Source organism: Streptomyces sp. NPDC101237 (assembly GCF_044767465.1).
GTDB lineage: Bacteria > Actinomycetota > Actinomycetes > Streptomycetales > Streptomycetaceae > Streptomyces > Streptomyces gramineus.
The window spans coordinates 253,275-264,661 of the sequence record NZ_JBIWNY010000007.1; the positions used below are offsets into that span (position 1 = coordinate 253,275).

Sequence of the window (11,387 nt, forward strand, 5' to 3'; positions counted from 1 at the left end):
TCAGGGAGCGGGATCGCCCCGCCGGAAGGCCGCGATCTCCTCCAGCCGGTCCAGCAGCCGGTCCTCGCGCTCCTCGAAGGCGGCCTGGTCGATACGGCCCGCCAGCAGCTCTCTCTCCAGGGCGGCCAGTTCACGCTCGACGGGTTCCGGGTCGTAGTACTCCTGCTCGGCGGCCTCGACCACCCGGTCGACGACCCAGCCCACCCCGCGCACCGGCGCGAGCGGAAGGGTCAGGAGTTGAGTCAGCAAGCCCATGAGCGGTGCCTCTCAGACGAAACTGTAGGGAGGCAGAGGTCCGCGCAGCCGGATCTCGCACTCCTCGCCGAGCTGGTTGGCCAGGCTGATCCCCGTGGCCAGGAACATCTCCTCCTTGTCCGCGGGGACCAGGAAGGAGACGCTGAGGAAGTCCTCTCCGCCGGGAGCCGAGACGCTCTCGTCGGAGACGTACGGGTGCAGGGCCTCGACGATGCCCTTGGCGAGCGCCTCCTGGCGCGTCTCGGCCTCCCGCGCGACCAGCTCGCCGAGGGCGAGCGACATCTGCGGGGTGCCTGAGCCGTCGCGGATCGCGGTGTTGAGCTCGCGGGCCTCGTCGGACTCCAGCAGGATCCGGCGCAGCAGCGCCGCCTCCTCCCACGAGCACTTCAGGTTGTACTCGGTGGTGGCGTCCAGCGTGCGCAGCCGCTCCGCGTACTCGGCCGCCCTGCCCTCCAGGGCCGCGCGCACGGCGTCGTCGTCCTCGGTCGTCATGCCGAACCGCAGCGGCAGCACGGCACCGTCGGCCATCAGCCGCTCCTGGACCTCCTGATGGGCCGCGACGTCACGCCGCCTGGCCCGCAGTCCCTCGGGCGCCTCGCTGACGACCGCGCGCAGGCCCCCGCCGGCCACCGTGCGCAGCGCGGCGGGCGGGTCGCCGACGCCGTGGACGCCGTCGAGCCGCGCCGGATGGTCCTCGGAGATGATGGAGTACACGTAGACGGCCATGGTCATTCCCTCCGCCGCCGCGATGCCGTTCTGGCCGGCCGCCGCCGCTGGCGTGGCTCCTCCTCGTACTCGGGCTCGTCCTCCTCCTCCTCGTCGCCGTCGCCGCCCGTCAGGGTGTCCTTGACGGCCTCGACCGCGCCGGTCAGGGCGCCCTTGGACTTGCCCGCGGCACCGCCCTCGGTGATCTCGCCGACGAGGTCGGTGAGCTGGGTGGGCTGCTTGCTGCCCGATTCGAGGTCGAGGCGGTTGCAGGCCTCGGCGAAGCGGAGATAGGTGTCGACGCTCGCCACGACGATGCGGGCATCGATCTTGAGGATCTCGATGCCGACGAGCGACACGCGGACGAAGACGTCGATGACGAGCCCGCGGTCCAGGATCAGTTCCAGGACGTCGTACAGGCTGCCGGTGCTGCCGCGCGAGACACCGCCCGCGCCCTGTGGCACCACAGTCATGGTGCCTCCCTTCACCACCCCCTGGTGCGGATTCAGCGGCGCCGGTCGATCTGGCCGCGGGTGTAGCGGCGAGTCCGTTCGTACGCCAGCAGTTCGCCTCTCGCACTCAGCGTCACGTGGTAGGTACCCAGGACGCTGGTGGTTTCGGGTACTCGTTCCAGTTCGAGTACCTCGACATCGGCTTCCCATCCCTCCTCGGTCCGTCTGATTGCCGAAACCGACTCAGGGGCGCGTCCGAGGAGTTCCTCCAGCTGCCCCGACGCGGAGCGCATGGCCCAGGCCGCCGAGTGTCCGGCGGGTCTCCGGGTGCTGCCGCCCGTGCGGGTGCTGCGCCGTGCATCGTCGTGACTGCGGGAGGGGCGTCTGCCACTCCCCGTGCCGTTCTTGTCGGACGCGGCCATGTTCCCAACTCCGTCGCTGGAGCGCGCTCCACCATGGTCAAAATGTACTATTTCACCATATACATCTTGAAAGTGTGCTGCGACGGGCCGATGGCGACCGTGCGCCGCCGTCCGGCCGCGCAGCGGCTCGCCGGAGGGAATGATCGATGAACGAATCGACGAAAATCGCTCTCGCTGCCGCCGTCGCCGGCGGCTACGTCCTCGGCCGCACCAAGAAGGGAAAACTCGCGTTCGGCCTCGCCACGTACATGGCGGGCCGCCGTTTCGGTCTCGAACCCCAGCAGCTGCTCACCGAAGGACTGCGCAGGCTCCAGGAGATCCCCCAGGTCGCGGACCTCAACGAGCAGCTGCGCGGCGAGTTCAAGGACGCGGGACGCAAGGCCCTCGTGGCGGCCGCCGACCGTAAACTCGCGGACTTCGCGGACGCCTTGCACGAGCGGACCGCGCGCGTCGGAAGCGGGAAGCGGAAGGACGAGGACGAGGAGGAGTACGAGCCCGAGGAGGACGAGGAGGGCGAGGAGGAGGAGTACGAGGACGAGTACGAGGACGAGGGCGAGGGCGAAGGCGAGGGCGAAGGCGAGGGCGAAGGCGAGGGCGAGGCCCCGGAGGTGGAAGAAGAGGACGAGGACCAGGGGGAATTGGAGGACGAGGAGGAGGAAGAGGAGCCCGAGGAGGAGGAGTCGGAGGAGCCCGAGCCGGAGGAGAAGCCCAGGGCCAGGAGGTTCGGGTCACGGCGGAGCCGGTCCGGGCAGCGGACCGAGGACACCGAGAAGGAGCCGTCCGGACACCGTACGTCCGCGCCTCGCAAGGCCCCGGCGCGCAAGGCCGCCGCCAAGAAGGCGCAGCCGGCCAAGAAGGCGACCGCCGAGAAGCAGGCACCCGCCCGGAAGTCCGCGGCGAAGAGGACAGCGCCTCCGGCGAGGAAGGCCGCGGCGAAGAAGACCGCGGCGCCCGCCAGGAAGACCGCGGCGAAGAAGACCGCCGCGAAGAAGACTGCCTCGAAGAAGACGACTGCCAAGAAGACGTCCGCGCGGCGGAGGTAGGCCATGGTGAGGACGGAACAGCAGAACGAGCAGGACCAGTCCTCCGGCCTGGACCGGTTGCGCGAGGAGGTCGTCGACTTCCTCGGTGCGCAGGTGGAGCATCTCGCGGACGTCGCGGGCGGCAAGGTGGAGGGACTGACCGACCAGTTGATGGACGTGGTCGACGGCGGCGGTGTCCTGCCGAAGGTCGGCGCCCGTGTCCTCCAGGGGGATTCGCCCGTCAAGGCGCTGATCGGCGAGAAGGCGAAGAGCATCAAGGACAGCGCCACCGAGAAGATCTCGAACCTGTTCGGCGGCGGCGGCAAGGGCCGCAAGTCCGGAACTCCCAAGGTGACGACCATCATCGAGCACCTGGACGTGGGTGTGCCGATCCGGGTCGCCTACGACCACTGGACCCATTTCGAGAAGTTCAGCTCCTTCACCAAGGGCGTGCGCAGTGTCTCCCAGGGGGACGAGACCAGCAGCGACTGGAAGGTGAAGGTCGGTCCCTCCACGCGTTCGTGGAAGGCCACCGTCCAGGAACAGGTCCCGGACGAACGCATCATGTGGACGTCCGACGGTGCCAAGGGCAGCACCCGGGGCTGCGTCAGCTTCCACGAGGTGACGCCCACGCTCACCCACATCGTGCTCGTCGTCGAGTACTACCCCTCCGGCCTCTTCGAGAAGACCGGCAACCTGTGGCGTGCCCAGGGCCGCCGGCTGCGGCTGGACGCGAAGCACTTCCAGCGTTTCGTCACCCTCTCCGACGAGGACCCCGACGGCTGGCGCGGCGAGATCCGCGACGGCGAGGTGGTCCGCACGCACGAGGAGGCGATGGAGGAGGAAGAGGCGGAGCGCGAGGACGGGGAACCGGAAGAGGAGACGGGCGAGGAGGACGAGGAGCAGCGGCCCGAGGACGAGTACCCGGAGGAGGACGCGGACGACGACGACGAGTACGACGACGAGTACGAGGACGAGGACGAGGAGGACGACGGCGAGGGCGAGGAGGCCGACGAGTACCGCGAGGACGAGGCTGAGGAGGACGACGTCCGCAGGCGGTGAGGGCGGGCGCGGGAGCGGTGGCGGCGGCGTGGCTCCGCGGACGTGCGCAAGTGACGCGGCCCGCGCGGCCGAACACGGCAGTCCCGGCGAACTCCGGTCCGGGGACGGGATCTACGCGCGTCTGCGGGCCGCCTGGGCGGAGGGACGCGGCTGCGCCCTCCGGCACCCCGGACAGCGTGGCGTGCGGGAGTCCCGCACTGGCTCCATGCTGGAGACGAGGGGCGGCAGACGAGGGGGGCGCGGCAACGGAGGGAGTGGTGGGGATGCAGGTCGTTGTGGACCTCACGCGCTGCCAGGGCTACGCACAGTGCGTCTTCCTCGCACCGCAGGTTTTCGAGCTGCACGGCGACGAGGGGCTGCTGTACGCCACGGCCGTCCCGGACGACCAGGTGGAGCGGGTGCGCCAGGCCGTGGCGGCGTGCCCGGTGCAGGCGATCCTCCTCGGGGAAGGGGTGAGCGGCGGTGCCCGATGACCTCAAGGACGGCCGGATCGTCGTCGTCGGCGCCTCGCTCGCGGGTCTGAGGGCCGCGGAGGCGCTGCGCGACGAGGGCTTCGCCGGTTCGGTGACCGTGGTCGGCGACGAGTCCCGGCCGCCCTACGACCGGCCGCCACTGTCCAAGCAGGTGCTGCTCGGGCAGGCGACCGCGGACACCACCGGACTGCCGATGCGCCGCGACCCGGACGCCGACTGGCGGCTCGGCGTACCCGCCACGGGCCTCGACCCGCTCGCGAAACAGGTACTCCTCGCGGACGGCGAGTCCCTGCCGTACGACCGGCTGCTGATCGCCACCGGCACCCGCGCCCGCCCCTGGCCCAAGGCCGACGAGGGCGCCCTGGACGGCGTGTTCACGCTGCGCACCAGCGAGGACGCCGCGGGACTCGCCGCACGGCTGGCCGCCGGACCCGAACGGGTCCTGGTCATCGGCGGCGGCTTCACCGGCTCCGAGATCGCCTCCGCCTGCCGCGAACGCGGCATCGCCGTCACCGTCGCCGAACGCGGCCCCGCACCGCTCGTCGGCGCCCTCGGCGGCACCCTGTCGAAACTCGCCGCCGTCATGCACCGCAACCACGGCGTCGACCTGCGCACCGGCGTGACGGTCAACGCCCTGCTCGGCGACGGCGACGGCGCCTTCGTCGGCGCGCAGCTCTCCGACGGCAGCCGCGTCGACGCCGACGTGTGCGTCGTGGCGCTCGGCGCCGTCCGCAACGTCGAATGGCTGGCCGACTCCGGACTGGCCGCGGGCCCGCGCGGCGTGACGTGCGACGCCGGCTGCCGCGCCTTCACCATGTACGGGATCGTCACCGACGACGTGTTCGTGGCCGGCGACGTCTCGCGCTTCCCCCACCCGCTCTTCGGCTACCAGCTGCTCTCCCTGGAGCACTGGGGCAACGCGGTCGAACAGGCAGCGGTCGCGGCCCACAACATGGTCAGCCCCGGCCCGCTGCGCCGCCCGCACCTCGCCATCCCGACGTTCTGGTCGACCCAGTTCGGGCTCAACATCAAGTCCGTGGGCGTGCCGACCTACTCCGACCACGTGGTCATCGCGCAGGGGTCCCTGGAGGCGCGCCGCCTGGTCATGGTCTACGGCTTCCAGGGGCGGGTCACCGCCGCGGTCACCGTCGACATGGCCAAGTCCCTCGACTACTACCGGCACATGATCGAGACGGCCGCCCCGTTCCCGCCCCCGCCCGGCGCGGCGGACCGGGCGCTCGCGGCCGACGTCCCGGTCCCCTCCGACGTCCCGGACCCCTCCGTGCTCTCCCACGGCCCCACCGTGGCGCTCACCGGCTACCTGCCCGACCGCCGGCTGGCCGTGGTGCGGCCGACGCACTGACCCGAGCCCGGCCACGACTCCCACCCCGAGGAGCCACCATGGACTCCGAGACGCTACTGGCCCGGATCACCGACTACGCCAGCCGCCCCGACCCCTACCCGCTCTACGCGGAACTCAGGGAGACCGGCCGCGCGGTACGGCAGGCGGACGGCAGCCACCTCGTCGGCGGCTACCACGACATCGCCGCCCTGCTCCACGACCCGCGGATGAGCGCCGATCCGCGCAGCCGCGGCCAGGAGACCCGCAAGCCGCCCTTCCTGCGGCTCGACGACCCCGAACACCACCGGCTGCGCACGCTCGCCATGCGGCCCTTCGGACCACCGCACAGCCCCGGACACGTCGACGCCATGCGCGACGAGGTCGCCCGCATCACCGCGGAACTGCTGGCGCCCCTGGAGGCCGGCGGCCGGATCGACATCGTCGACGAGTTCGCCTACCCGCTGCCCGTCACGGTGATCTGCCGCCTGCTCGGCGTACCGCGCGAGGACGAACCGCTCTTCCGGGCCTGGTCCGACACCCTGGTCGCGTCCGCCGACCTCACCCCCGAGGACGCCGGCTCCGCCGCGAAGCACGAGGCGGGCGACCAGGCACGGACCGAGCTGGGCGGCTACCTGGTGAACCTCGCCGAACAGCGCCGCGGCCACCCGGACGGCGACCTGCTCTCCGCGTTCGTCAACGAACCCGACCCGGCCCTGCGGCTCACCCAGGAGGAACTCGCCGAGACCGCAGTCCTGTTGCTCATCGCGGGCCACGAGACGACCGTCAACCTCATCACCAACGGCGTGCTCACCTTCCTGCGCGGCCCCGAACACCTGGACCTGCTCCGCCGCGAACCCGGCCTGATGCCGCGCACGGTCGAGGAACTCCTGCGCTACGAACCCCCCGTCCACATGCGCGAACGCATCCCGCTCACCGACATCGACGTCGACGGCACCACCCTTCCGCGGGGCACCCCGGTCGTCCTCGCGCTCGCCTCGGGCAACCGCGACCCGCGCCGGTTCGAGGACCCCGACCGGTTCGACCCGACCCGCCCGGACAACGAACACCTCGGCTTCGGGAACGGCATCCACCTCTGCTACGGCGGACCACTGGCCCGTATCGAGGCCCAGACCGCGCTGAGCGCGCTGCTTCCGCTGCTCGGCACCGCGAGCCTGGTCGAGGACCCGCCGCCGTACCGGCAGAACGCCATGCTGCGCGGCCCCCGCCACCTACTCCTCCAGCTGTGACCCGCCGCCCGTGGTGGCGAACTGCCTGCGGTAGTGGGTCGGGGTGGTGCCCAGGTGGCGGGCGAACACCCGGCGCAGGGTCTCGTCGGTGCCCAGCCCGCTGCGGTGCGCCGCCGAGGTGACGCTGTGGCCCTCCAGAAGCAGTTGGCGGGCCCGGTCCAGCCGGACCCGCTCGACCCAGCGGGCGGGCGTGGTGTCCAGTTCGGCGCGGAACAGCCGGGCCAGGTGACGCGGGCTGACGGCGGCCGACGCGGCCAGCGACGGCAGACTGTGGTCGGCGGTCGGGTCCGCCAGCACGGAGGCGACCAGACCGCGCAGGAGGTCGCTGCGGGCCGGCGGGGTGGTGAGGGCCGTGGAGAACTGCGACTGCCCGCCCGGCCGTTGCATGAAGACGACCAGTTCGCGGGCGATGTCCCGGGCCACACCTGCGCCGTGGTCCTCCTCCACCAGGGCCAGCGCGAGATCGATGCCCGCGCTGATCCCCGCCGAGGTGAGGTACCGGCCGTCCCGGACGTGGATGGCGTCCGGCTCGACCCGAACCCGCGGACAGCGGCGGGCGAACGCGTCCGCGTGCCGCCAGTGGGTCGTCGCCCGGCGCCCGTCGAGCAGGCCCAGCTCGCCGAGCACGAACGCGCCGGTGCACACCGAGGCGACCCGGCGCGCCGGTCCCGTGAGCCCACGGACCGAGGCCAGCAGTTCCTCCTCGACCGGCCGCTCGGCCAGCCGGTCACCGCCCGCGACCAGCACCGTGTCGACGGGACCCGCGTCGGCCGCCGCCACGGTGCCGCAGAGCGCCGGTCCTGCGGAGCTGGTGACCGTCCCGCCGGCGGGCGAGACCAGCACCAGCTCGTAGGGGCCGGCGAGCCGGCCCGCCTGGTGCAGCACCTCCGAGGGACCGCTGACGTCGAGCAGGGTGACGCCCTCGAAGACCACCAGGCCCACACGATGTGCCATGTCCGAATCCGTGGTTTTCCCGGCAGCAGAGACATGGCCCAGCCTACGCCGCCCCGGCGACCCTGGACGCAGTCACCCCATCCACCACGGAGGCAGAGGACGATGAGCGAAGAGATCGCAGGCGTACGGATCCCGGACACGGCGCTGGTGCGGGAGGCCACCGAGCTGGTCCGCGACGTCGCCGAACCGCTGGTGTTCGACCACTCCCGGCGGGTCTTCCTGTGGGGCTCGCTGCGCGGCACGGCCCTCGGGCTGTCCTACGACCCCGAGCTGCTGTACGTCGGGGCGATGTTCCACGACCTCGGGCTCACCAAGAGCCTGCGCCGCACCGACCAGCGTTTCGAGATCGACGGCGCCGACGAGGCCCGCCGCTTCCTGCACGGCCACGGCGTCACGGGCGAGCCCGCCGACCGGGTCTGGACCAGCATCGCCCTGCACACCACGCCGGAGATCCCGCTCCACATGGCACCCGAGATCGCGCTGGTCACCCGCGGGGTCGAACTGGACGTCCTGGGCATCGGCTACCACGAGGTCAGCGACGAGCAGCGCGCCGCGGTCGTCGCCGCGCATCCGCGCCCCGACTTCAAGAACCGGATCCTGGCCGCCTTCACCGAGGGCATCCAGGACCGCCCCGACACCACCTTCGGCAACGTCAAGGCCGACGTCCTGGCCCACTACGTCCCCGGTTTCCACCGCGGCGACTTCGTCGAGGTCATCAAGGGCTCCGCCTGGCCCGAGTGACCGGTGCCCCGGCAAGCTCTGCTCGTCATGGGCGTCCACCAGGTCAGCCCCCGCGACAAGACGTTCGCCGCCGTGGCGGGCCGTGCGGCCTCCCTGGCGGAACGCCCGGACGGCCGCGCTCTGACGGCCGCCGGGACCGGCGGCGCCCTCAGCGCGCCGCCGGATGCGGCAGGTCCTGCGCCTCCAGGCTGATCAGCTGCTCCGACGTCGGGGCGGACAGCTCGGCGACCCGCTGTGCCTGGCGCTCGGTCATCTCCTGGAATATCTGGCGGGCCGAGCGGCCGTTGCCGAAGCCCTCGCCGCGGGGCATCCCCTCGAAGAGGCCGAGCAGCTCGGTGCGGGCGGTGGACGTCAGCTCGTAACGGTGCTGACCGGCCTGGAACTCCACGATCGAGACCAGCTCGGCGGACTCGTAGTCCTCGAAGAGCAGCGTGCGGCCGAAACGGGAGGCCAGACCCGGGTTCGAGCCGATGAAGCGGTGCATGTCACCGGGGTAGCCCGCGGCGATCACCACGACATCGTCGCGGTGGTCCTCCATCAGTTTCACCAGGGTCGCCACGGCCTCGGTGCCGAAGTCGTTGCCCGCCAGCGCCGGCGCCAGCGAGTAGGCCTCGTCGATGAAGAGCACCCCGCCGAGCGCCCGGTTGAAGGCGGCGGTGGTCTTCGGACCGGTGTGGCCGACGTACTCGCCCACCAGCGCGGTCCGGTCGACCTCGACCAGGTGGCCCCGGCGCAGCAGACCGAGGGCCTTGAGGAGCCGGCCGTACAGGCGCGCCACCGTGGTCTTGCCGGTGCCCGGGTTGCCCGCGAACACCAGGTGCCGGCTGAGCGGCGGGGCCGGCAGCCCGGCCTCCTCGCGGCGCCGTACCGTCTGCATGAGCTTGACCAACGACCCGACGTCCTGCTTCACCCGGTCCAGACCGACCAGCTCGTGGAGTTCGCCGAGCAGGTCCTCCAGGTTCTCCTCCTCCGGCTCCTCCGTGTCGTCCCCGGCCTTCTTCGCGGCCTTCGTGGAAGGGGCCGCGCCCGAGGTGCCGTTCGCCGGGGCCGCGGCCGGAGCGCCGAAGGTCAGCGGGGCGCCGTCGGCCGTGCAGTCCTCCAGGACCGGCTTGGCGCCCTCGTCGGTGCCCAGCGCCTCCTCGCAGTCACGGACCTGGCAGTGCCGGAACACCGGGTCGGCCCCGGCGGCGACGTGCAGCGCCGGGAAGCCGGCCCGGCTGACGTCCAGCCCGGTGAACGTGCCGCCCGCGCCCTCCGCCAGGAACACGCCGTTCTTGCCCGGCCGGTCGATGCGCAGCCCGGTCATCTCCGGTCTGGCCCCGGTCCACACGACGGCGCCGGACCCCGCGCAGTTCTCGACCCAGCCCCCGGTCACGGTCGCCTCGGCGCCCTCGTCGACCACCAGCCCGGCCGCCCCGGCGCCGCTGATCCGGATCCCGGCGAGCGAGACGGCGGCGCCCTTGGCCACCTGTACGCCGATCTCCTTCGTACCGGTCACCGTGGAGTCGGCGACCGTGCTCCCGGTGGGCGAGCCGATGCCGATGCCCGCGGCGGACCCGGTGACCCGGCAGCCGCTGAGCGTGGCCACCGCCCGCTCCAGGATGCTCACCCCGGTCATCGCGACGTCGACGATCCCGCAGTCGGTCAGCTCGACCCGGGCCTCACCGGTGGCGTGCACACCGTGCTCCGCACCACCGCGCACCCGGCAGTCGGCGAGCCGCCCCACGGCCGTACCGGCGAGGTGCACCGCGCTGAAGGTGCTCCGGTCGATCCGGCAGTCGGCCAGCTCGGCCTCGCCCGCGCCCGTCACCAGCAGCCCGTTGGCGCCCGCGTCGGCCACCGAGCAGCCGGACGCGCTGAGCCGCGCGGTCTCCTGCACCACCAGCCCGCTCGCGGCCGCGCCGCGGATCTTGCAGTCGGTCAGCTCCGCACGCGCCGACCCCGTCAGGTGCACCCCCGCCGCGCCGGGCGTCTCGATGCGCGACTCCCCGGCGGTGGCCTCGGTGGCGTCCTCGAGGAGCAGCCCCGCCCGGCCGCTGCCGGCCAGCACCGAGTCGGTCAGCCGCAGCCGGGACCGGCCGCGCAGCCGCACCCCGGACCCGGTGGTGCGTTCCAGCCGCAGCCGCAGGGCGTCCAGGCTCGCGGTGCCGGACAGCACCACGCCGGTGCCGTCGACTCCGGTGACCGCGGTGTCCTCGACCCTGGCCCGGACACTCCCGGCCAGGTGCAGACCGGCCAGCCGGGCGCCCTCAAGGCGGCAGCGGCGCAGCACGAGAGCCGTCGTACCGCCCTCCTCGTCCTCCGGGCCCTTCGCCTGCACCCGGCCGCCCTCCACCGAGCACTCCTCCAGGACCAGACCGGCCCCGGGCGCCACGCTCACCGCGGGCAGCCCCGCGTCGGACCCCCACACGGTGATGTTGTGCAGGGCGCAGTCCGGGCCGGCCACGGTCACCGCGGGCGCCTCACCGGGCGGCGGCGCGATCACCACGCTGCCCCGGCCGTGCTCCGCCGTGAGCACGACCGCACGGTCCAGGACCAGGTTCTCGGTCCAGGTGCCCGGCGCGATCACCACCAGGTCGCCGGGCGAGGCGGCGCGTATCGCCTCGCCGATGGTCCGGTACGCGCCCCGGCCGCCCTGACCCTTGGGCGCCACGGTGTGACGGGTGGTCATCTACGTTTCCTCAGTGTCCTCGGTGATCGCCGCTGGCCCGA

Annotated in this window: 12 protein-coding genes; 6 read left to right on the plus strand and 6 right to left on the minus strand. The window is 72.6% G+C overall.

The features are described from left to right. The 4 genes from ACIRQ9_RS14205 to ACIRQ9_RS14220 are packed head-to-tail and all read right to left on the minus strand — an operon-like array spanning position 1 to position 1,834. Positions 1-255: a gas vesicle protein GvpG gene (locus tag ACIRQ9_RS14205; RefSeq protein WP_404171574.1), complete on the minus strand. Its 255-nt coding sequence runs from the start codon at positions 253-255 to the stop codon at positions 1-3. Positions 256-267: 12 nt separating this feature from the next. Beyond that, positions 268-981 (minus strand): GvpL/GvpF family gas vesicle protein, encoded by a 714-nt coding sequence (locus ACIRQ9_RS14210; RefSeq protein ID WP_404171577.1) that lies wholly within the window; start codon positions 979-981, stop codon positions 268-270. A gap of 2 nt (positions 982-983) precedes the next feature. Next, on the minus strand, positions 984-1,433 hold the full coding sequence (locus ACIRQ9_RS14215) for a gas vesicle structural protein GvpA (protein ID WP_404171580.1): 450 nt from the start codon (positions 1,431-1,433) through the stop codon (positions 984-986). 32 nt (positions 1,434-1,465) lie between these two features. Further along, on the minus strand, positions 1,466-1,834 hold the full coding sequence (locus tag ACIRQ9_RS14220) for a gas vesicle protein (RefSeq protein ID WP_404171583.1): 369 nt from the start codon (positions 1,832-1,834) through the stop codon (positions 1,466-1,468). Positions 1,835-1,980: 146 nt separating this feature from the next. Between ACIRQ9_RS14220 and ACIRQ9_RS14225 the strand changes: the two genes are divergently transcribed. The 5 genes from ACIRQ9_RS14225 to ACIRQ9_RS14245 all read left to right on the plus strand — a co-directional run bounded on the left by ACIRQ9_RS14225 (position 1,981) and on the right by ACIRQ9_RS14245 (position 6,980). Beyond that, positions 1,981-2,877, plus strand: a complete 897-nt coding sequence (locus ACIRQ9_RS14225; protein ID WP_404171586.1) for a histone protein — start codon at positions 1,981-1,983, stop codon at positions 2,875-2,877. A gap of 3 nt (positions 2,878-2,880) precedes the next feature. Then, positions 2,881-3,918, plus strand: a complete 1,038-nt coding sequence (locus ACIRQ9_RS14230) for an SRPBCC family protein (RefSeq protein ID WP_404171589.1) — start codon at positions 2,881-2,883, stop codon at positions 3,916-3,918. A 263-nt stretch (positions 3,919-4,181) separates the two neighbouring features. Beyond that, positions 4,182-4,391, plus strand: a complete 210-nt coding sequence (locus ACIRQ9_RS14235) for a ferredoxin (protein ID WP_404171592.1) — start codon at positions 4,182-4,184, stop codon at positions 4,389-4,391. Next, positions 4,381-5,754, plus strand: a complete 1,374-nt coding sequence (locus ACIRQ9_RS14240; RefSeq protein WP_404171595.1) for an NAD(P)/FAD-dependent oxidoreductase — start codon at positions 4,381-4,383, stop codon at positions 5,752-5,754. Before ACIRQ9_RS14235 ends, ACIRQ9_RS14240 begins: the two co-directional genes overlap by 11 nt. A 38-nt stretch (positions 5,755-5,792) precedes the next feature. Further along, entirely contained in the window at positions 5,793-6,980 is a 1,188-nt protein-coding gene (locus tag ACIRQ9_RS14245) for a cytochrome P450 (RefSeq protein ID WP_404171598.1), read from the plus strand. On the opposite strand, the gene ACIRQ9_RS14250 is transcribed toward ACIRQ9_RS14245, so the two are convergent. Beyond that, positions 6,963-7,934 carry a GlxA family transcriptional regulator gene (locus ACIRQ9_RS14250; RefSeq protein ID WP_404171601.1) on the minus strand — a complete coding sequence of 324 codons (972 nt, stop codon included), beginning with the start codon at positions 7,932-7,934 and terminating at the stop codon, positions 6,963-6,965. The genes ACIRQ9_RS14245 and ACIRQ9_RS14250 overlap by 18 nt on opposite strands. 102 nt (positions 7,935-8,036) lie before the next feature. On the opposite strand from ACIRQ9_RS14250, the gene ACIRQ9_RS14255 reads away from it, so the two are divergent. Further along, complete coding sequence (locus tag ACIRQ9_RS14255) at positions 8,037-8,675, plus strand: HD domain-containing protein (RefSeq protein WP_404171604.1); 639 nt, start codon at positions 8,037-8,039, stop codon at positions 8,673-8,675. A 148-nt stretch (positions 8,676-8,823) separates the two neighbouring features. On the opposite strand, the gene ACIRQ9_RS14260 is transcribed toward ACIRQ9_RS14255, so the two are convergent. Next, positions 8,824-11,346 (minus strand): right-handed parallel beta-helix repeat-containing protein, encoded by a 2,523-nt coding sequence (locus tag ACIRQ9_RS14260; RefSeq protein ID WP_404171607.1) that lies wholly within the window; start codon positions 11,344-11,346, stop codon positions 8,824-8,826. Positions 11,347-11,387 lie beyond the last annotated feature (41 nt).

Bases quoted from the DNA above. Each gene is read 5' to 3' on its own strand.
- ACIRQ9_RS14215 (WP_404171580.1), bottom strand. From the start codon at position 1,433: ATGACTGTGGTGCCACAGGGCGCGGGCGGTGTCTCGCGCGGCAGCACC.
- ACIRQ9_RS14250 (WP_404171601.1), bottom strand. From the start codon at position 7,934: ATGGCACATCGTGTGGGCCTGGTGGTCTTCGAGGGCGTCACCCTGCTC.
- ACIRQ9_RS14245 (WP_404171598.1), top strand. From the start codon at position 5,793: ATGGACTCCGAGACGCTACTGGCCCGGATCACCGACTACGCCAGCCGC.
- ACIRQ9_RS14235 (WP_404171592.1), top strand. From the start codon at position 4,182: ATGCAGGTCGTTGTGGACCTCACGCGCTGCCAGGGCTACGCACAGTGC.
- ACIRQ9_RS14220 (WP_404171583.1), bottom strand. From the start codon at position 1,834: ATGGCCGCGTCCGACAAGAACGGCACGGGGAGTGGCAGACGCCCCTCC.
- ACIRQ9_RS14205 (WP_404171574.1), bottom strand. From the start codon at position 255: ATGGGCTTGCTGACTCAACTCCTGACCCTTCCGCTCGCGCCGGTGCGC.
- ACIRQ9_RS14225 (WP_404171586.1), top strand. From the start codon at position 1,981: ATGAACGAATCGACGAAAATCGCTCTCGCTGCCGCCGTCGCCGGCGGC.
- ACIRQ9_RS14210 (WP_404171577.1), bottom strand. From the start codon at position 981: ATGGCCGTCTACGTGTACTCCATCATCTCCGAGGACCATCCGGCGCGG.
- ACIRQ9_RS14230 (WP_404171589.1), top strand. From the start codon at position 2,881: ATGGTGAGGACGGAACAGCAGAACGAGCAGGACCAGTCCTCCGGCCTG.
- ACIRQ9_RS14260 (WP_404171607.1), bottom strand. From the start codon at position 11,346: ATGACCACCCGTCACACCGTGGCGCCCAAGGGTCAGGGCGGCCGGGGC.
- ACIRQ9_RS14255 (WP_404171604.1), top strand. From the start codon at position 8,037: ATGAGCGAAGAGATCGCAGGCGTACGGATCCCGGACACGGCGCTGGTG.